This window comes from Rhodothermales bacterium (genome assembly GCA_013002345.1).
Classification (GTDB): domain Bacteria; phylum Bacteroidota; class Rhodothermia; order Rhodothermales; family JABDKH01; genus JABDKH01.
In genome coordinates, this window is record JABDKH010000054.1 from 1 (window position 1) to 20,588 (window position 20,588).

General features: G+C 58.0%; 14 protein-coding genes. 5 read left to right on the top strand and 9 right to left on the bottom strand.

The features are described from left to right. On the top strand, positions 1–661 hold a 661-nt coding region (locus HKN37_02440; protein NNE45500.1), incomplete at its 5' end, for a tetratricopeptide repeat protein. 159 nt (positions 662–820) lie between these two features. After that, positions 821–1,417: a hypothetical protein gene (locus HKN37_02445; protein ID NNE45501.1), complete on the top strand. Its 597-nt coding sequence runs from the start codon at positions 821–823 to the stop codon at positions 1,415–1,417. A 167-nt stretch (positions 1,418–1,584) separates the two neighbouring features. Here the strand turns inward: HKN37_02445 and ade are convergent, their stop codons facing one another. From ade to HKN37_02460, 3 genes are all read right to left on the bottom strand, one after another. Then, complete coding sequence (gene ade / locus HKN37_02450) at positions 1,585–3,222, bottom strand: adenine deaminase (GenBank protein ID NNE45502.1); 1,638 nt, start codon at positions 3,220–3,222, stop codon at positions 1,585–1,587. A 26-nt stretch (positions 3,223–3,248) separates the two neighbouring features. After that, a complete protein-coding gene (locus tag HKN37_02455; GenBank protein NNE45503.1) occupies positions 3,249–4,241 on the bottom strand; it encodes a TPM domain-containing protein in 993 nt (330 codons plus the stop codon). Between the two features lie 456 nt (positions 4,242–4,697). Beyond that, positions 4,698–5,894, bottom strand: coding sequence for a family 10 glycosylhydrolase (locus tag HKN37_02460; GenBank protein ID NNE45504.1), 1,197 nt, complete (start codon positions 5,892–5,894; stop codon positions 4,698–4,700). A 262-nt stretch (positions 5,895–6,156) separates the two neighbouring features. On the opposite strand from HKN37_02460, the gene HKN37_02465 reads away from it, so the two are divergent. From HKN37_02465 to HKN37_02475, 3 genes are all read left to right on the top strand, one after another. Then, positions 6,157–9,327, top strand: coding sequence for a PAS domain S-box protein (locus tag HKN37_02465; GenBank protein NNE45505.1), 3,171 nt, complete (start codon positions 6,157–6,159; stop codon positions 9,325–9,327). A 21-nt stretch (positions 9,328–9,348) separates the two neighbouring features. Further along, positions 9,349–10,005 (top strand): response regulator transcription factor, encoded by a 657-nt coding sequence (locus HKN37_02470; GenBank protein NNE45506.1) that lies wholly within the window; start codon positions 9,349–9,351, stop codon positions 10,003–10,005. A 311-nt stretch (positions 10,006–10,316) separates the two neighbouring features. Beyond that, complete coding sequence (locus HKN37_02475; GenBank protein ID NNE45507.1) at positions 10,317–10,697, top strand: hypothetical protein; 381 nt, start codon at positions 10,317–10,319, stop codon at positions 10,695–10,697. Positions 10,698–10,904: 207 nt separating this feature from the next. Here the strand turns inward: HKN37_02475 and HKN37_02480 are convergent, their stop codons facing one another. The 6 genes from HKN37_02480 to HKN37_02505 all read right to left on the bottom strand — a co-directional run. After that, positions 10,905–11,942, bottom strand: coding sequence for a transporter (locus HKN37_02480; protein NNE45508.1), 1,038 nt, complete (start codon positions 11,940–11,942; stop codon positions 10,905–10,907). 186 nt (positions 11,943–12,128) lie between these two features. Continuing rightward, positions 12,129–13,607, bottom strand: coding sequence for a TolC family protein (locus tag HKN37_02485; protein NNE45509.1), 1,479 nt, complete (start codon positions 13,605–13,607; stop codon positions 12,129–12,131). Positions 13,608–13,619: 12 nt separating this feature from the next. After that, positions 13,620–14,957 carry an FtsX-like permease family protein gene (locus HKN37_02490; protein NNE45510.1) on the bottom strand — a complete coding sequence of 446 codons (1,338 nt, stop codon included), beginning with the start codon at positions 14,955–14,957 and terminating at the stop codon, positions 13,620–13,622. Between the two features lie 12 nt (positions 14,958–14,969). Beyond that, a complete protein-coding gene (locus HKN37_02495; GenBank protein ID NNE45511.1) occupies positions 14,970–16,244 on the bottom strand; it encodes an HlyD family efflux transporter periplasmic adaptor subunit in 1,275 nt (424 codons plus the stop codon). Between the two features lie 101 nt (positions 16,245–16,345). Next, positions 16,346–19,225, bottom strand: a complete 2,880-nt coding sequence (locus HKN37_02500; protein NNE45512.1) for a T9SS type A sorting domain-containing protein — start codon at positions 19,223–19,225, stop codon at positions 16,346–16,348. A 43-nt stretch (positions 19,226–19,268) separates the two neighbouring features. After that, a partial coding sequence (locus tag HKN37_02505) for a T9SS type A sorting domain-containing protein (protein NNE45513.1) occupies positions 19,269–20,588 on the bottom strand: 1,320 nt, incomplete at its 5' end.

Below are 20,588 nucleotides of genomic sequence, written 5' to 3' on the forward strand. Positions count from 1 at the left end.
CAGTGCGTGGCAGAGAGGTCTCGAAGCCGCACCGGGTAACGCCGATCTTCTAGCCAATGTCGGTGCCGCATACTGGGCGCTCGAGCGACCAGCCGATGCAGTCGAGCAGTTCGAAAAAGTGCTTCAGTCCAATCCAAATCACGCACGGACAAAGTCGAACCTTGGCACAGCATACTTCTATATGGAACGGTTCGAGGAAGCAGCGCGCTTGTATGAGGAGAGGGTGTCACTAACACCCAGGGACCGCGACGCCACGGCGAACCTTGCCGACACGTTCTACTGGATACCAGGTGCGCGCGACAAGTCCGCTCCGCTGTATCGTCGTGCCATCCAACTTGCACGGGAGCAGCTCACAATTCAGCCCAATGACCCCGGCCTGCAAGCAGACCTGGCGTATTACTACGCGGCCCTGAACCGCCCGGACAGCGCTGCCCTTTTCATGAATCGAGCCTTGATCCGCCTTTCTCCGGACAGCTCCGACGTCAATCAGGTCTACGGAATCGGCGAGACCTACGACCGTATGGGCGAACGAGACCTGGCGATAGAGTGGATCACAGCCGCACTCAAGCGGGACATCAACCGTATTCGCTTGCGGCACAATCCGTTTCTGGAAGACCTTCGCGAGGATCCCCGAGTGCGTGAGTATCTGGGTGGGGAATAACGAGAATCGTCGGTCAATGGCGACATGCTCCAAACATCCGGAAACTATTCCGCCCGCCAACAACGCCTGATCCAGCGGGCGACCTTGCGTAACCCCATCAGAAGTGGTTACTTGCGGCCAATGTTGTCAGGCTCGACTAATACAAACGGAGGATTGCTGATGCGCGGCTATACCAGGACGGGGGCACTCGTGCTCTCGGTTACATTCGCTCTTTGCGCCACGGTGGACTCCTCGGCCCAGGGACGCAAGAATGCAGTCGTTATTGAGATCACAAAGATTGAAGACTCCTGCCGTTATCAGGTGCAGGATATCGAACGCGAAGTGCTTGTAGGCGAACAGGATACCTTTTTTGTGAGTGCAGGAGCGTTTCTAAACCTCGTTGCGACCGGGACCGCCGCCCGGGTCAAGATTCAGGATGATGCACGAAAGAACGTTAAGGGCTTTACCAACAGGGGTATATCACTGCTTCGCGCCGGGGATTCGGAATTCCTGCGCGTGCGAGCCGCTCGGCAGAATGATCCGGGCTCGTTTCATGACATCAGTATCGACTGCTGCGAAAGCCTGGACGAAGACGGCAAATGCGTGAATCCGGCACCATCCGACAAGATGTCCGCGCTGGACCTACGCCGTGAACGAATAAACCGGGCGTCACTTGTGGCACCATTGCTGAAGGTCTGGAGATCCCTGTTCGAAGAAGATGGCGTGGACTCCCCTCCAGTCGGTGGCGGCGGACCGGGCATGGACGTCGATCCGTGAGCCCTGACGACTACAAGGTGTAGAAGCCCGGTCCGAACCCTCGGATCGGGCTTTTGCGTCAGTAGCAGCTACATGCGCACCGCTCGCGACAGGGAGATGGACCCTCTCAGGCGTGAGACGGTCAGTCAGAGATCGTAGCAGCCGGCTGCCACTCGGGCAGAACTGTTTCACACGAAAACATCCACAAACTCAAACTTCTGCCCGTGGAAGAGACCCAGGTCGCTCAGCTTCAGTTCGGGGATCACGAGCAACGCCATGAATGATAGCGTCATGAATGGCGAGCGCAATGTGGATCCCATGTCTTTCGCCATGGCATCGATCGCCGTGTAAGCCGCAGCGATCTCGTATCCGTCGCCGTCCGACATGAGACCCGCGACCGGTAAAGGAAGCACCCGTTCCGCCGGGCCATCGACCGCCGACACACCTCCCTTGTGAGTGATGATCAGATTGACGGCCGCGGCCAACGACTCGTCGTCAACGCCGACAGCGATGATGTTGTGGGAATCGTGGGCAACCGACGAAGCGATAGCACCCCTCCTGAGTCCGAAGTTTCGGATGAAGGCGATGACGGGTTCGGTGTTCTTGTATCTGTTCACGACCGCAAGCTTCAGCACATCGGTTGACGGATCGGCAACTGCGAGACCAGCCGCTCTTGTCACAGGCAGATTGACCGCTTTTGTCACCAGTTGGCCGTCCAGCGCTTCGATGACGCGCATCGTATCGCTTTCGGCAGCCAGTTCAAAATCTGTGGCCTCGACGCGCTCACGGGAGAACCGGTTGGGCCTGCCGCTTCTCAGGTCAGGAATGCACGAGCGACCTGCGTCGGCAACGACCCGGCCGCCGATAACGGTCTGTTGAACGTCGAATGACTCGAGCGAATCGACGATGATGAAATCGGCCGGATCACCATCGCGAAGCATACCTACATCGAGTCCATAGTGCTCGACCGGGTTCAGACATGCCGCTCGAAGCACATCATACATATCGTAGCCCAGCGCAAGAGCGCGCCCAACAAGCCGGTTGATGTGGCCGACGACGAGTTCGTCCGGGTGCTTGTCGTCTGAGCAAAACATGACGCTCTCAGGCGACTCTGCGATGAGCGGATGCAAATCTTCGAAATTCCGAGCCGCGCTGCCCTCGCGAATGATGATCTTCATCCCGGCCCGGATCTTGTCGCGTGCTTCACCCAGCTCGAAACTCTCGTGATCCGTTGTGATTCCTGCGGCGACGTAGAGGGCAGCCTGTGCGCCGCGCAATCCGGGCGCGTGGCCGTCGACCGGCTTCTTCAGTCGGTGCGCAATGCGGATTTTTTCGGCCACGACCGCATCATCGTTCAGCACACCGGGCCAGTTCATCATTTCCGCGAGGTACACCACGTCCTCACGGCTGAGCAAACGCTCAACATCGCTGCAGTCGATCATCGCACCCGCAGTCTCGAACGGGGTAGCCGGCACACAGGACGGAGCACCAAAATAGAACTTGAAGGGCGTCCGGTTGCCGTCGTCGATCATGAACTCGACGCCTTCAACGCCAAGCACATTACCGATCTCATGCGGATCCGAAACGGTTGCAACCGTACCGTGCACCACGGCGAGGCGCGCGAATTGCACCGGCGTCAGCATCGAACTCTCGATGTGAACGTGGGCGTCCACAAACCCCGACAAGATGAATCGAGCCGGCGCCGATTCAATACGCTCTAGCGATGCAATCGCGCCATCTGAGATTCGAATCCGTGCCCCGTACACAGACCTGCGATGGAGATCCACCAGCTGTCCTTCAACAATATCAACATGCTCGTAGGCCATGGTGACCGACCCCGCTTCGTGCAACTCTATTCAAACGCGAAAGAATAGGCTCCCGAGCTTTCGATAAAGAACCAGCGGCTCTGCAGATCAAACCGGATGCTGTTTGCAGACGTGGCCAGGTCAAGTCTCCAGCCACCCGGCCCGCGGCGAAAAAAGTAGGGCGGCACGTCTCGCGATTCGTCGAACAGAGCCACCGCGTGGGAGTCGGATCGGACGAATCTCGCGCTCTTGATGACGGACTCTAGACGGCGCGACTCGTTGTTCTGCTGCGCTCGGGTTACCAGCCGCGATGCCAGGAGCGCCCGCGTTTCCGGAGTGTACAGTTCAAGGTCGGACGCTGCGTCACGCCGACCAAGGATCTCGAGATACGTCGTCAGCACGGCCGCAGGCGACGCCTGTGCACCGTACGTCTGACCGATGTCCGGCGCCGTCGCTCTACTGCCATCTCCTCCGATCGGAGCATGCTCCGTTGCTCCTGCACCGGCGGAAAAATCGCTGTGCTGCCGGTCGCCTTCGGCGGAATAGTCGCCTTGCGCGATTGCCTCCGACACGCGGGCCGCCAGCAGTTCAACGGTCGCCTCTACCCCGTCACCGACCCGTCCCTCACGAAAGAATGGAGCCATCTGGTCACGTTCGATCCGACTCACGAACGCATCAGGAAACACGTGCTCGAGGTCGGGACCCACTTCCATTCGAACAATCCTGGCGTCAACATCAACGAGCAGAAGCACCCCCCGCGCTGCAGCCGTGGCCGCTCCGACTCGGCGGCGCTCCATGAGATCGTGCGCGTAACGCGCGGGGTCCGCCGGAGAGGCCAATGGGACATCGATCGCGAGATCAATGTCGAATTCGGAAAGCATCGATCGCTGAAACGCACCTATCCGGCTCTCCGCCGTCGGCGAGAGAATGTCCTTCTGGTCGTTGAGCCGATTCGCGGCTTCGGGCGGTGCACACCCGATTAGCGCCATGGCGATCGCGGCGGCGAAAGCGCGTCGGGCCCCCGGGGTCGTGTATTTCATTGCGCCGATGTCATAATCAAACGATGTCGCAAAATATGCCCACCGGCGCTTCGGTGCTGTTCCTCTCTCGCATAACCCCGGTTTCTACTTTCTGCACGCATCCGGTGGTGTACAGTCGGCGGAACCACGGCCGATTCCATAATGAGACCGACTCTGTTTCTTTCCTGCAATCCCTGACTACCCACTGCTCTGTCCGTCCTTGTATGCAGGACAGCCGACCGGCCATCAACGAACACTTACCTGCACGGGATATGTCACACGCCAGGCTTCAGCGAGAATACGTAGAGCTCCGTATGGAGATCTCTCGACTCGGCGACTCCCGAAAGGCTGAGTCGTTGAAGCGGCGAAGTCAGAGAATTCTGTGGGTTCTCCGAAAGCGTTACCCTTCACACGCGGACCCTTCCATCCCACGTGCTGCATAGTCATCGCGTTCCGGCCACGTGATCGAACCGCCTGTCACTGAGCCTGAGTTCGCACAGCCACACTCTCCGAGAACGGGCCCTTACGGAGCAGTCGAGCCTTGTCACCCGGTTCGTGGTCGGGAAACAGACCCCGATAACTAAAAAGTGCTACACCCCCGGCACCAAGTTCACGGCTGACCTGAATGAGTTCCAGCAACTCCTCATCAGTAGTCCGCGACGGGTTCAGTCCGGGCCACACCGATCGACCGTACGCATGTTGCAAGTGCTCCCGGGCGACGAAAGCAAACTTGTCCGGCTTGTAACTGTAGAGCATCGGAGTAGTGCCGTCGAGGAGTCCACGTGCCAGCCATCGTTGGGCGTCCTGGCTGTAGTCGTTATGACCACGTGGCCAGTCGTGAATCACGGCCGCACTCACGAAAATATCGGGTCTGGATTTCTTTGCATCGAGATAGACGGACTCCACGATATCCGTGATCTGGCTTCGCTTCCATTCGCTCCATTGGACAGGGTACTTCTGCGGACTCGCGTCGTCATAGTCCTTGTAGTGTTCCGCGAAGCGTTCCACACTCGTCGGATTGTAGGCCCAGTCCCCCACCTCGCTCGGATACCTCACGTAGTCGTAGTGCAACCCGTCGACGGGATAGTCCTCGACAATCTCGAGGAACACGTCGTGCAGGTGTTGCTTCACTTCCGGTACGCCGGGGTCCAGGAAAGCGTACCAGTAGGTCCACCAGTCCTGCGGCCACATCACGTCGCCGGCCGCGTTCTGCATGAACCATTCGCGATTTGTGTTCCATAGCTGGTCGACGCTGTCCGGTGGAGCCACCGTTTCTCGCCACGCCGGAAAGACGTTCACCCACGCATGCAGTTCGAGTCCCCGGGCATGTGCCTCGTCGCAGGCGATCTGAAGCGGATCCCAGCCCGGGTCGGTGCCGAGGGTCGACGGATCGTCTCCGGTCAGTTCCCACGCCCACGGTTCGAGGTCCGACGAATAGAACGCGGTGGCATTCCCACGGATCTGAAACAGGACAATATTGAAGTTGAATTCGGCCGCGTTCTGCATAATCGCCCGGACATCTTCCGGTGTTTTATACGCCATGCGCGCGACCCACAGAGCGCGGGCTTCGGGCGGTGCGGACCGGGTATCGGTTCGGACGATCTGCTCTCCCGATTTGCAGGCTGAGCCGAGCAGTACCATGATCGAGATGGCAACCATTGTTCTTGTAAGCATCTCTTCTCAACCCTCTTAATAACAGAAGTTCTTCGCCGCGACCACATCCATATCCAAACGACGCGGCCAACCGTTCCGCCGCCCAGGCGCATTCTGGCCTGGCGGGTGTACAATTTAATATCTGATGGTTTGCCTACCCAGTCCTCGACTGCGCACGTGTTTAAACGCAACGATCGGCCAGACTTTTTTTGCTATGTTGTGCGGTGAAGTGGTGCACTGCTCGGACCGGGAGTCGCGGATCACATCTCACCAATAGACCTTGATGTCGCGAACACGAAACCATGTCGCTGAAGCGTCCCCCGGGACCAGCGGAGAAGTTGATCCGGGCCTCTACAGGGCCGCTCTCGACCATGCCGCCGAGGCTGTGTTCTGGGCTCGCACAGACGGGCAGTTCGTGTACGTCAATCACGCCGCGTGCCAGAGTCTGGGCTATTCGCATGACGAATTGCTGGGAATGTCTGTCGCGGATATTCATCATGGCCACACCGACGAAGGGTGGTCATCCATCCGTCAGATCATCAGACGCGACGGCCTGATTGCGGCCGAGGCCGCCCACAGGCGCAAGGACGGCAGTATTTTCCCGGTCGAGCTCCGAGGGAGTATGATCGACTGCGATGGCGAACCTCTCGTATGCGCCTTTGCCCGGGACATCACAGACAGACACCGGATCACGGCGGAGTTGGACCGCTCGACGTTGCGATATCGATCGTTCGTAGAACAAAGCCGGGATGCGATTTTCTGTTACGAGTATGATCCGCCCATCTCGACGTCACTGCCAGCCGAAGAACAGATTGCAGCCCTTCACCACGGGATCCTCGTCGAATGCAACACCATCGCAGCGCAGTCCTACGGCTCGACGTCGGTGGACGAGGTCATCGGCCGGTCTCTGCAGGAGCTATTTGGAGTCCGATCCAGGGATGTCGACGGTCTGTTTCGTGCTTTCGTGGAAGGTGGATATGAAATCACAGACGGTGCGAGCTCTCAGATCTTGCCCGATGGCTCGGTCCGTCACTTTCTGAACAACGGCGTCGCCGAGGTCGTTGACGGCGGCATAATTCGGGTCTGGGGCACGTATCGGGATGTAACGGATCAGAAGCTCGCGGAGGATGCCCTCCGATCGAGCGAAAACAGATTCTCGGCAGCATTCTACGCGAATCCCGATCCGATGACGATGTCGACTCTGGCAGACGGACGTCTGCTCGTCGTGAATGAGGCCTTCCTCCGGGCTACCGGTTTCACCCGAGACGAAGTTATCGGCGAGACGGTGACCAGCCTTCGTATCTGGGCTGAGCCACGCGGGCGTGATCGACTGCTGCAGCAGCTTCAGAAGGGGTCCGGTGTGGCACACCTCGACGCCCGTATTCGGATGAAGTCGGGTGAGGTGCGATTCGGCCGACTCACTGCATCGACGTTGCTTGTCGATGGTGAATCGTGCATTCTTATGATCATGAAGGACCTTACGGACCTCCGGAAGGCGGTCCAGGCGCGTGAGCAAAGTGAGGCGAGATTCGCTACAGCTTTCCGTAGCAGCCCTCACCTTCTTGCTATCACGTCACTGGACCAGGGCGTGCTCATTGACATAAACGAGGGCTTCGAGCGCGTCAGCGGTTACTCCAGGTCCGAGGCACTTGGCCGGAGCACAGTTGATCTCAACCTGTGGGTTGATCCCAACATTCGATCGACATTTGCTGAAGCCCTGCGAGAATCCGGACGCGTCCAGAACATGGAGGTCGAACTCCGTACCTCGTCCGGCGATGTACGAACGGGTTTAATTTCTGCCGAGCCGATCGAGGTTGAGGGAAAGCAGTGTATCATCTCGCTCCTCCAGGACATCACGGAGCGTAAGCATGTAGAGGATGCGTTGCGGCGGAGTGAGGAGAAATTCTCCAAGGCCTTCCACAGCACTCCTCACCTCGTCGCCATCACGTCGCTTGAAACGGGAACGTTCATTGACATCAATGAGGGTTTCGAGAGAGTGAGCGGGTACTCGAGAGCCGAGGTGGTCGGTCGGAGGACGGATGAACTGAACATGTGGGTAGACCCGCTGCAGCGATCTCTGTTTGTTGACACCCTTCGGAAAACGGGTCGAGTTCATGAAATGGAGGTCGAGTGGCAGGTAAGATCGGGTGAAAGGCGTGGCGGGCTGATTTCTGGCGAGTTGATCGAAGTCGACGGAAGGGAGTGCGTCCTCACCATAGTTCAGGACATTACAGAGCGAAAGAAGTCACAGGATGCGCTCAAGGCGTACGCGGCCAGGCTAAAGACTCTGCGCGATGTCGATACCGCCATTGTCGCCTCCGACTCCATCGACGCGATTGTAACTGTCGCGACAGCGCACCTCTTCGAGCTTCCGGGCTGCAGCTACGTCGCGTGCTTTGAATATGAGTCTGACGGACAGCGGATGAGGCGCGTCGGTGTACGCAGTCGTACCTCCGATGGACCCGAATTCCTTGACGTTGACGATCATGTATCCGTGCTTCGCCCACTACTGAACGGCGAACTTGTCCTGGTCAACGATATCGAGGACAGCCCGCTTCAATTCTCGCAGGCGCAGATTGAACTCGTTCGGGAGGTCGGCGTCGATTCGTTTTTCATGGTGCCGCTCGCGGTCAATGAGCAGAGGCTAGGAGCCCTTGTAGTAGCATTTGCGACGAATAACGGTTTCGCCGAAGATCATGTAGAGCTGGCGAGAGAGATTGCGAGCCCGTTGGCCGTGGCGATAGAAAAGATGCGACTACAGGAAGACCTCCGAAGATCGAACAGGAGGCTTACGAGCCTGTCCCGAAAGCTCGTTGAGGCGCAGGAACTTGAGCGGCGCAATCTCGCTCACGAGCTACATGATCATATTGGCCAGATGCTCACAGCAGCGAAGATCAGCCTCCAGGAGGCAAGAGAAATTGCTGTCCAGGATAAGGTGGCCGCAGCCCTCGACGAGCACATTGAAATCGTCGGTGAAACGCTCGAACAAATACGCAGTCTGTCACTCGAACTCAGGCCCTCGTTGTTGGACGACTTCGGACTCGTACCAGCTCTGAAGTGGCTTATCGGGAGGCAGTCGGCAGAGGCCGCATACCAGATCACTCTTGCGGCTGACCTGTCGATGCCTCGACTACCGAATGAAGTAGAGGTTACGTGTTTCCGTGTGGCACAAGAGGCCCTTGCGAACGTTGCACGGCACGCTTCGCCCGGTATCGTGCAACTGGAGATCGAACGACGACCCGACAGGGTAGTGTTTGCGATTATCGACGATGGCGTCGGATTCGATGTCGAAGCGGCCATGGCCCGTGCGTCGTCCGGCAACAGCCTCGGTCTTCTCAGCATGAGCGAACGTGCCAGACTGGTGGGGGGCGTGTTACACATCAATTCAGTCGTCGGAAAGGGCACGACAGTTGAAGTCGAACTACCACTTCTGTCCAGCATCGTGGAACCGTAGCCGTAACAAACTGCATTCTCAATGGGATCGTTCAGAGTACTTCTCGTCGATGATCATCCGGTAGTTCGGGCGGGAGTACTGAAACTGCTAGAAGGACTTCCGGATATCGATGTCGTTGGCGAAGCTGAGAACGGCAGACAGGCCGTCGAGCTAACCGCGAGTCTCAAACCGGATGTGGTCTTCATGGACATCACGATGCCGGAGCTGAATGGGCTGGAAGCCGCGGAGATGATCGGTCGCGATCTGCCCGAAGTGCATGTCATCATGCTGTCGGTCCATACTGACTTCCAGTATGTAGTGCGAGCACTGAGACAGGCGGGAGCATCGGGCTATGTACTCAAGGATGCGAGGCCCGACGAGTACAGAGCGGCCATACAGGCCGTTACGAATGGTGGGGTGTACCTCGGTCCGCATATTGCGAAGACCTTCCTCGAGCATGCCTCGGAAGATGTGGGCAATGCGGTTGGACCTCTCGGCCAGATGACGTTGAGACAGCGCGAGACCCTGCAGCTCATTGCAGAGGGTAAGCGCAACAAGGAAATCGCAGACATCCTCAACGTAAGCGTAAAGACCGTCGAGACGCATCGGGCCAACGTGATGCAGATGCTCGACATTCATGATGTGGCCGGTCTTGTGCGCTTCGCAATCCGAAGTGGCCTCGTTTCCGCCGACAACTAGGGGCGATTGCGGACACGAATACGCCACGACCTATCGCGGCGGTGGCCGCCAACCTGATAGAGCGCCTCACGTCCCGCGAGCGTTCAGCACCCCGAAGTACCCTGACCGCCACGAATAAGGCAGAATCAGTACTTCTGCCCTCTGTATTCAGGTGTTCACCCTATGGATGCACTCAGCGAATGACCGATATCTTCTTCGTGTGACCACCAGAATGGCCGCTGCCGACTCGGACCCGCGCGGAAGCGCTGTGCTTCCCGTTCCAGCTGCCACTCCATGATTGGATCCCGCGTCCATCCTCAGAACCCACCACCATGCCACATTCCTTCAGTGTTGCAGGGTCGCCACCTGTCGTCATAGCCCGCGTCGACGGTCGTGTCGATCTGATTTACCTGCAATGGGTGTTGTACGAATGCGTCTGCCAGGGACGCCACAAAGACATACGCCGGTTTCTGATCGATTTCAAGCATTCCCGTCTCGACCTTGCCGATGTGGATGTCTATCCCGATGCCCGCTACATCGCGAGCGAGTTGCCTGCCGGGGCCCGCGTATCTGCGGTGGTCGAGGCCCCGGACGCCTCACTCCAACGCTTTGCAGACAGCCTGGCCGAAGCCGGGGACGTCTTCATGAGGATCCTCTCCTCTGAGGAAAAGGCAGCCGAATGGCTCTACCAGGATGCTCAAAACGCTGCCTGAGGGGACGATGTCTCAATTCCGGGTCCGGGAGTTGGCCTGAGAGAGCCGAGCCGGTCCACAGGGCAATCTCCTCCGAGCGTGTCATACGCGCCTTAATCGGGGATGTCACCGTCATCTGCTCCCGGCGACGACTGTGACCCATCCGGACAACTCCTGGTCGCCCGGCTCACCTCCTTGCTAGCAGCTGTCTCGTGCCGTCCAGCTCCGCTACAGATCGAACGCATACTGGACTCCGACAATCACATGTGGATCCAGTCCCAGCTGAGGCCCGTCCACATCCTGATAAAGCGGAACCAGTAGTTCGAGGGCAACACGAAGGCCGTGGAGTTGTCCGCTCGGCACCACGGCATTGATTCCGAGACCGCTGTCGATACGGCGGCCAGACTGCAGTTCGGCTGCAGCGGTGGGCACCATCATCGGGTTTAGATCGGGATCTGCGTCTACCACGTCGCTCCTGACACTGCCAAGAATCCGACCGGAAACGCCGAACGCATTGGACAACCGTCTCGCACCCCAGGCCGTGACCTGACCTTCGTTCCCGAAACGGTACTCGTTGTCGTTCTTTCCCAGTCGCACGGTCGCCGTCGCCTGTGCACCCCAACTCCACTCGTTCGTCTGTCCGAGATACGTCACCCCTGGCAGAAGATCGAAGGTTCCACTGCCGACCTGCATTGGATATGGAAGGCGGACTTCATTGGAGGCGCTGGCCGGTGTCACGTCTTTCTCGTCGATCGACCCGGTCGGCATGCTGGCGCCAAACTGTACTATCAGCCGCTGGCGATCCGGCCTGGCCAGGGTGTAAAGGCCGACGATTCGTACATCTCCAATCCCTGCCGACTCCGTCGAGAACTCGGTTCCGGTCCTGGTCAGATGATCCATTTCCATCTGCAGGAACGGCACCATTCCCATCAAGGTCAATTCGTTGGTGGGCGCCCACATTGCGCCAAGCATGTGCATCTGCATGGGCATTCGCGTGGGCGTCACCATGAATCCGAAGCCGTCAGCGGCGACGACTGATGCCGGCGCGATCGAGTCCGTTCCGTCGAGGACGCCAGCCATCGGCATATACATGTACCGGTATGACAGCATCATCTCTCCCGCTCCATGAGTATGATCACCCATGACGCCAATTGGGGCGTGTCCATCGGGCCGGTGGGACGACCACGGCTGGGCGGACGATGAACCAGCGATAAGGAGAACAAGAATCGATGCGATGAGGGTGGCAATTCGAGGAGCGTCATTCATGTCAGAGCGTTGGCTTGGATTAGATTCCTTGAAATATAGTACCGATGATACCGGGGGAAATCGGATTGCAGGAGACTGAGTTGGACCGTCACATCTGGGCAAACTCGATCCCGGTTGGGGCAAGAGAAGGAGCGCCGGGAAGTGCGCTTGATGACGGTAGGTACGGAATTCGTTTCCCGCGTAACATCACTCCACAACCTCAATCGTCATACCCGTCAGGAAATCGTACAATGTCAGTCGCCGCAGATTGAAGTAGGACGTCCAGAACTGCCTCAGTGACTCGACATAGGATCGCCGCGCGTTGTCCTTCTCGCGCTGCGCGTTGAACAACTCGGTGATGTCGATCTTCCCGATCAGATATCGATTCTTGGCGACGTCGAACCGCCTCGTCGCCACCGTATCCGCTTTCGCCGCAATTCGCACCTGCTGCTGCAACTGCATTTGCTGAAGCGCCTCGAAGTAGACTTCCTGATCCAGCTCCTTCCTGCGCACGTCGGCGTCCTGCTCGACCTGCTGCCGACGCGCCAGCGCCGCCTCGACCTGCGCCTTCCCCTGGCCCCACTGGAGAATCGGTACCTGCAAGCTCAGCGTGAGCTGCTGCTGACTGAGAGGATCACGATAGACCCGATCGAATATGTCGGAGCTCTGATTGAGCCCGTAACTCGCGGTCAGATTCGCCGAGAACCCGTTGTTACGCCTGGCCCGGGCCACCTCGCGGCGCGCTTCCACGGCATCGAGGTCGAGGTCTAGATAAGCCGGCCGATTGCGTCTCGACTGCTTTACGGCTTCATTCGGGTCGACACTCATATCAGGGATTCGTGCGGGCGGCCGAATTTCGAGCGCCGCATCGTACGGCAGATCCAGCGCCAGTTTCAGATCCTGCACGGCCGCATCATACGCGATCGACGCAGACGATTGTTCGTTCTGCGCGTTGAGCAACGCGAGTTCGCTCTGAAGCAGGTCATTCTCCGCAATCTTGCCGATCTCAAATCGACCCTGTGAAAGAGTGTAGATCGTATCGTTGATTGCCACATTGAACGTGGCTATCTCGAGATTCATCTGCGAGATATACACGGCAAAGAAGCGCCTGGTGATGTCGATGGCGATGTCTTCCAGATCAGCGCGAAGTTCGCGCCGCGCCACTTCATATCGCAGCGGCTCGGTGCGGCGATCCCACTTCAGCTGATTGAACTGGAAGATGGGCTGGGAGAGAGCGAGTACGAGCGGAGCGGACTGCCACTGCGTGAAGTCTGTATTCGCGAAGCGATTGTTGAGCCGGCTCAGACGCGACGACACAAATAACTGCCCACCGGTCCACAGGATTGGTTGTGCGATGGACAAACGGGCCTGACCGGATGTCGAGTTGCGCTCCACGTATTCCACGGTCCCATCGTCCTGATCCAGCTCCTCGATCGAACGCCGCAAACCCGGACCGTCAGCCGAAAGGAACACCGTTGGCAATACCTGCGATCGGGAGCCCCGATAAGACCAGTAGGACTGCGCAAACGTAAGGCGTGCACTCACGGCGGCGGGGCTCTGTCCTTGCGCAAGGTCGATGCTCGCCTGGAGCGTAAGCGGCTTCACCGTCTGGCCACGAACGGACGGCACGAACCCTGTCACTGCCAACCCGGTCAGGACTACAAAGATGACTGTTCGAGATATCATGGGATTGGTTGATTACTCGTAGCGCAGCGCGACCACCGGATCGTGCTCGGCCGCACGCTTGGCCGGAAGAAGGCCGAATACCAGGCCGACACTGAAGGACACCAGAAAGGCAAGAACGACCGATAGAACCGAGACAATAGTCTGAATGCCCGTGCTCATCTCGATGCCCCGGCTGATCATTACTCCCAGGAGGATGCCGATGACACCACCTGCGAAACTGATCGTGATCGCCTCAATCAGAAACTGGAGAACGATGTCATTGCGAGTGGCGCCTATGGATCTCCGCACACCGATCTCCCGCGTTCGCTCCAGTACGGACGCCAGCATGATATTCATGATTCCTATGCCCCCTACGATCAATGAGATGGACGCTATCGCAGCGAGGACAATGTTGAAGATATTCTGCGTCCTCCGCTCCTGCTTCAGGAGCTGCTCCGGCACGATCACCTCATAATCGACCACACCATAGTGCCGGCGCTTCAGCATTCGACTTACGACGTCGGCCACCGGCTGCATCATGTCCGAGCGATCGACACTGACCACAAGCTGATCCAGCTGATGGTAATTCTCCTCACGGTCCTGGCTATTCGACCCCTGGTTACCACCGCGGTTTGACTGCTGCACTTCCTGAGTCGAGACGCGTGCCCGGTCCTCATAACGCAGCAAGACCGTCTTCAGTGGCGCATAGATGTCATAGTTGTAATCGCGGATCCCGAGATTCTCGATGCTCTGCGACGACAGCGAGCGTTCATCGAGAACTCCAACTACAGTCAGCCAGAGGTTTCCACATTTGATCTTGTTGCCCAGAGGCGCCTCGCGCGTAAAGAAGCGTGTCTTGACCTTCTGACCGATGACCGCGACCGGAGCCGCCTGCAGCAGCTGCTCATCGGTGAAGAATCTGCCTTCCGACAGTCGGATGTCCGGGTGGTCGAAGTGCTGCGCGTCCACACCGACGAGTTTCACGGACCGGCGAAGCCCGGACCGTATCGCCTGGGTTTCGATCACCACCTCCGGACTGACACCCGTAACGCCCGGCACGAGGTTCTCGATGCTGATCGCGTCTTTCAACGTCAGCCCCGGCGACCACGGTACCTTCTCCGCTGTCAACGCGTCACTCTCGTCTACGGCACCTTCCTCCTGACGAATGACCGGCTTCACGATGACGTTGTTTGCACCCAGAAGCTTGATCTGATTCAGCACCTCCTGCTCTGCGCCCTTGCCGATGGCCAGCATGGCTATCACCGACGCAACGCCGAAGATGATGCCGAGCATCGTCAAAATGGACCGGATCTTGTTGCCGCGAATGGACTCGGTCGCGATCAGGAAATTGTAAATCGCCTTCTCAAGCATAGCAGTCTCCTGCTACTCCGGACTGGCAGCGGCAAGAGCACCGCCTGTTTCCAGCAGGACAAACGAGAGGCCCGACGTATCGGCCGGAAGTGAAAGGAAGATCCGGTCTTCGTTGGATACGCCCGCCTGGACGACAGCTTCGTTCTCGTTCATCTGTCCAAGTCTTACCTCCTGACGAACGGTTCGACCGCCGCGCCTGGCATAGACAAAGTTCAGGGAGTCGGATGTGTGAATCGCTTCGAGCGGTATGAAGATCGCCTCCGGCAGTTCCGCAACTACGATCGTGTTGCTCGTAGTCATGGCCGGCCGCAGCGTCGTATCGGACTCGTTCACCGTTATCGCCACCTCGAACACTTTCGCATCCGAATTCGGTCTCTGTTCACCGATATTCGCCACGTTGACTACCGTCCCGGTCAGCTTCTTGTCAGGATCGGCATCGAGGCCAATCTCTACCTTCTGACCGGAAGCGAGCTTTTGTATGTCCACCTCGTTAACGTAGGTCACCGACTCCATGACGGACAGATCCGGGAGTTCCGCCACAACGGGGTCCCACGCATTGACGGTTCCCCCGGTGGTGAGCTTCTGCCCACGCCAGTCACGCTTGTACACGACCATCCCGTTCTCGGGCGCCATGATCGTAAACTGTTGTGCAGCATCGGTCAATAGTTGAAACTGATTTCTGTTTTTTGATAACTCTGCTCCAACCTCGCGCATCTTGGCGATTCCCTGCTTGACCTGGGTCTGATAGTTCTCCACAGCCTGTTCGAGGGCTCGTTGGGCTTTCTCAAAATCTATTTCTGCCTGACGTTTCAACGAAGGAGCCTCGTACACGGCTTGCTCCTGTCGTAGCCGGGCCTCCTCTTTGGCATATTCGAGATTCACCAGATTGTCGCGCTCTCGACTCAGCGTCAGCGATGTATCAAGCATGGCCTGCTCGTACTGCGACTGAGCCTTCTGCAGTTCAAGATTGGCGTCGTTGATCCGGCTCGTCACCTCCGAGCGGTCCAACTCGGCCACGAACTGCCCCTTCTTGATCACCGTGCCTTCCGGGACAAGCCGGAGGATCTTCATCTCGAAGATGCGAAGCTGGCGCGTACTGCTCGGCCCGTAGATCTTCACGGAGTTCTTTGCCCGGAGTTCGCCGGTGGTCGTTACAGCCACTCTGAACGGACCGAGCCTCGGGGACACCATGAGGTCAGCAACTTCGTCTGACTCGAACCTCACAAAGAGACCAAGGAGCGCGATCACAATGACAGCGCCCGCAACGAGAAGAAGTCGCTTGTTCATTTTTTCTTTGTCTGTCTTTGGCAATCAACGATCGGTGCTGCCCGGCCGGATAACATCGGAATCATCACACAGCAAAAAATACACAATCGTTGGCCTCCGGCTTATCGAAGCATTACAAGTTGCCTGGTCTCGGTGAACTCGCCAGCATCCATCCGATACAGATACACCCCGCTCGCCAATCGTTCACCTGTGCTCGACGTTCCATTCCACAACGCCGAATGAACGCCGACTGCAAACTGGCCATCGACGACTGTTGCTACCTGGCGGCCCAGAACATCGAACACACGGATTACGACCCCGCTCGGCTCGGGCACTGCAAAGCCCATCACGGTTTCCGGAGCGAACGGGTTCGGATAATTCTGATGAAGCGAGAAGTCGCGTACAGGGCCGGCCGGAGCCTCAATGGCCGTGGCCGTTGTATCGATAATCACGAATCCCTGCTCGCTCTGGGCGAATAGCTCGGCGTCAGCGGAACTGGCTATGCGCAAGGCGTATCCGGAGCCCATCTCCAGCTGCGCATCCACCTCCCACAGGTAGGCGCCATCGCTGGCGGTCGTCACGACAGGGGCCACCATGACGGCGTTGCGGAGCAGATCGATGATCACGTCCTCTTCGATGTTGTCGGTCCATCGAATGTAGTGATCGAGGCCGCGCTGCAACTCTGCCGCTCCATTCGGCGCGATCAGCTCGATGAATGGTTCGACGGTCGCAAAACGCTGAGCCGCCGACCATTCGCTTGTCCCCGCATCATTCGTGGATCTTACTCGCCAGTAGTACTCCACAGCCGCGGCTACCGACGCCATCTCAAATAATGCCTCGCGCATAGACGTGACATCGACGACGGTCGATGTAAAACTCTCGTCGGTCGCTACCTGCATGTCAAATGACGTGACATAGCCGATCGACGACCACTGCAGTGTCACCGGCAAGTCCTGATTGACGCTGTCGCCATCTGCAGGAAAGTATGGCCTCGGAGTGAACACCACGGAACTGAAATCCGCGGTCGCAAGAATGTACTCACCAAACTGTGTCGTACTGCCTACCACCTGACCCTTTACCGGGTTATACGTTGTCGGGAGCGGAAGAAACAGCCCCTGCCCCTCAAACTCGCGGTGATACACAATCGTATTCTCAGGGTCCGCAATATCCCACGCGGCGACATCAAACCGGATATCGGCATCGATCGCATCGATGGCAAAGTTGTCCAACACCATACGGGCAGGTTGTACGCGTGGGGCCTTGCCAAAGAACTCGGGAGCCTTTGGCGCGAAATCAAAACGGGTGACGGCCAGTTCGTTGTAACCGAAGCTGTCGATCGTGTTAAGGGTCACGCTCACACCGGTGTCACCCCCGGTGTCGACAAAATCGTACGTGTTCCCGGGCACTACCTCGATGATCACGACGCTTGCCGAAGGAGCGCCCCCGGTGAATGGAAACCTGAATGCGCGGTAGCTCTCGACGTCCGGCGGAACGAACGACAGTTCGTACACTTTTTCACCCGCGGCGTTCACTTCGGTGACGGCGGGACTGGGCAGTCCGCTGCTTCCCCCCCAGCCGATGACCGTGTTTCCATTAGGCAGCCGTTGCGCATTCCCACGGTGCCATCCCGCGACCAGACTGTCGGGGACGTATGACCACACAAAATCCACAACACGCCCCGACTCATCGATCGCGAATTCGTGCGCTTGCGACGTTCTCGTCCCCTGCCGGTTGCCGTTGTCGTACATCAGCATGTTACCGTTCGGGAGGCGATGGATCGCATGACCCCCGACCATGCCAACCCCTTCGGTACTGTCTACATCTGCGAACGAAAACTCGTTGTGAGGGCCGCCGAGCGTCCAGATGACGTCTCCGGTCTGACGATTGATCTTCCTGGTCCACTGCGGAGTCGCCAGGAGGATGTGTCCGTCGTCATCCAGATTGATCGTGTTCAGATGAAACGTGCTGACGATCGAACGTGTCGCAAAACGCGAGTTGTATGACCAGTCTTCGAAATCGTAATGGTCCCACGAGCGCCACTGGAAGATGACGTTCTTCTGGGCGTCCAACTCCTGCACGACGCCCCCCGACACAAGCGCATCCGGCTGGCCGCCTGCCACGATCTGACTCATGTCCACCGGTGTCAGATAGTAGCCGAACAGGAGATAGTGACCGTTCGGGAGCATCTGGAAGTCATGGGCCTCAGCCACGTAGCCGTTTCCCATCTGTACGCTGTCGACAAGCGCCAAACTGCTGTTCAGAATTTTGTGCACTACGTTGCCGCCACCGGTGTATGAGTGGTGCTCGAAGAAGTGAGCATAACTCAGCATCCCGTTCGGCTGCATCTTGAAGTCGTACGCGTAGTCGTCCGCTAGAGCGCGCGAAAAGAACGGCGTACCATCGTTGTTCAGCATCATCAGGTAGTAACCGACGCCCTCCACATTGCTTGCGACGGCCAGGAACAAATATCCTTCGCCGATTGCCGTGGAATCGTAGATCTGAATGTCCATCACCGGGAAGTCGTCGACTCGTGAAGTGAACGACTGACCGTCAATCGTGCCTGCATCCGTCTTCACAGGTGGTCGCAAAACGGGCATCAGATCGTACGGATCGGGCATTCGCTCCAGCGACGAAATCCGGAAGGAGAAGTCTGCCGGTGGCAAGGCCTTTCCTGCCAGTGTCCGAACATCACCTTGCACGACGACGTCCACGATTTCACCGGGTGCAAAGACGTGATCGGGCTTGGCGATGATGGTCTTCCCATCGCTGGACAGCGTTGTCGCGACCGAAACGTGACCGCTGAGCGAACCTGTCACACGGATGGCGGAGACATCAAGCGTCCCAGGATTGATCTGTGAGCCCTCGCGAATAATGATCGTGCTCTGCCTTGAATTCTCGATCGACGACGGCATCGGGGACAGAAACTCATACGCGGACTGATCCTGTGCAAACGCGGACGAGGCCATGAGAATGAATGCGGCCGACAAGAGAAGGGGTTTCATTGCTGTTTCTTGATTCTGGATTCTGGAAATTGCCATACGTGAGCTACAACACGAAAACGACGGACCCGACGACGGACACCTCGGAACCCGTAGATCCGAGAGTGCCGAGACGGTAGTAGTAGATGCCCGCTGGCAGACCCGCAGCGTCGAAGACCTGTGTGTGGCCTCCTGCGGGCTGCCACTCCTCGACGATCCGGGCGACCCGGCGTCCGAGGATATCGTAGACATCAATCGTCACATGGCCGGGCTCACCGAGTTCGTATTCAAAACGCGCTTGATGCCGCGTCGGATTTGGGTACGGCGGATGCAACGTCAGACCGCCGGAAGCATCGACTCCGGCCAACCCACCTGTGGCGACCGCCTCCCGCAGCGTAACGTTTCCCAGGTGCACATCAGCATCATATTTCCCGACATTGATCACGACTCTCGCGGCAAAATCGCTGGGCTGATCCATCGTGAACGAATAGCGATAGTGCTGAAGCTGCGTCGCAAGCACAATCGGTGAAATCATGCCATAGTTATCCCACGGATCCCCGTCCCTTGTGACCTTCGCCTCAAAGACCCGCGGACTATCGGCGTAGGCGTCAAATTCAAACACGTACTCCCGACCGTTGATGAGCGGCATACCCGGTTGACGCAGCTGAATATTCCACCATTCAGACCCGCTGCGCCCTATGGCAAACGTCAATAGCGACCCGGGTAACGTTGTGACTGAAGCCTGCGCGTCACCGTTGACCTCAAAGTCCCACTCGGCGAGGCCGTCGGCAAAATCGCCGTTTCGAACCATGTTGGTGCCCGGGGTCGTGAAGTTTACGAAGACCGCCTCCTCGTTCGAGTACTCACTCTCTACGCCGGCACCGTCGACCGCGGTCACGCGGAAATAATGCTGACGACGATTCTCGAGTTCTGTCAGGTGCGCGAACGGAACGTCGGAAGAAACCATGAACGTTGTCGAGCCCGTCGACGTCCCTCCGTAGACGTTGAAGTGGTCGACATCTGAATCGCCGAACTTGTTGAAGATCAGCGTCACCCGATCCGGGTAGCTCTCGGCGATCAGATAGGGCTGGCGTGCCCTACCCATCCAATCGAATTTGAAAACCCGGTAGCTGTTTGCTGGGCTGACGAAATCCATCTCAAGCGACCGCAATCCGTCCGGTCGAACTTCTGTGACCTTCGGAAGCGACGCATCTGCATAGTTGACAAGGGTATTTCCATTCGGCAGTCGCTGTGCATTTCCCATCCACGATGTGTATCTGCGCGGTGTGTGGCGGTACTCCCACATCAGCGTTGCGGTCATGTTCACGGCATCGATCTCGTATTCAACGGCACGCGTCTCCGGTGTGGGGTGGCCATTGCCATTGTC

Coding starts and splice junctions, on each gene's coding strand:
- HKN37_02445 (NNE45501.1), top strand. CDS start 821: ATGCGCGGCTATACCAGGACGGGGGCACTCGTGCTCTCGGTTACATTC.
- ade (NNE45502.1), bottom strand. CDS start 3,222: ATGGCCTACGAGCATGTTGATATTGTTGAAGGACAGCTGGTGGATCTC.
- HKN37_02455 (NNE45503.1), bottom strand. CDS start 4,241: ATGAAATACACGACCCCGGGGGCCCGACGCGCTTTCGCCGCCGCGATC.
- HKN37_02460 (NNE45504.1), bottom strand. CDS start 5,894: ATGCTTACAAGAACAATGGTTGCCATCTCGATCATGGTACTGCTCGGC.
- HKN37_02465 (NNE45505.1), top strand. CDS start 6,157: ATGTCGCGAACACGAAACCATGTCGCTGAAGCGTCCCCCGGGACCAGC.
- HKN37_02470 (NNE45506.1), top strand. CDS start 9,349: ATGGGATCGTTCAGAGTACTTCTCGTCGATGATCATCCGGTAGTTCGG.
- HKN37_02475 (NNE45507.1), top strand. CDS start 10,317: ATGCCACATTCCTTCAGTGTTGCAGGGTCGCCACCTGTCGTCATAGCC.
- HKN37_02480 (NNE45508.1), bottom strand. CDS start 11,942: ATGAATGACGCTCCTCGAATTGCCACCCTCATCGCATCGATTCTTGTT.
- HKN37_02485 (NNE45509.1), bottom strand. CDS start 13,607: ATGATATCTCGAACAGTCATCTTTGTAGTCCTGACCGGGTTGGCAGTG.
- HKN37_02490 (NNE45510.1), bottom strand. CDS start 14,957: ATGCTTGAGAAGGCGATTTACAATTTCCTGATCGCGACCGAGTCCATT.
- HKN37_02495 (NNE45511.1), bottom strand. CDS start 16,244: ATGAACAAGCGACTTCTTCTCGTTGCGGGCGCTGTCATTGTGATCGCG.
- HKN37_02500 (NNE45512.1), bottom strand. CDS start 19,225: ATGAAACCCCTTCTCTTGTCGGCCGCATTCATTCTCATGGCCTCGTCC.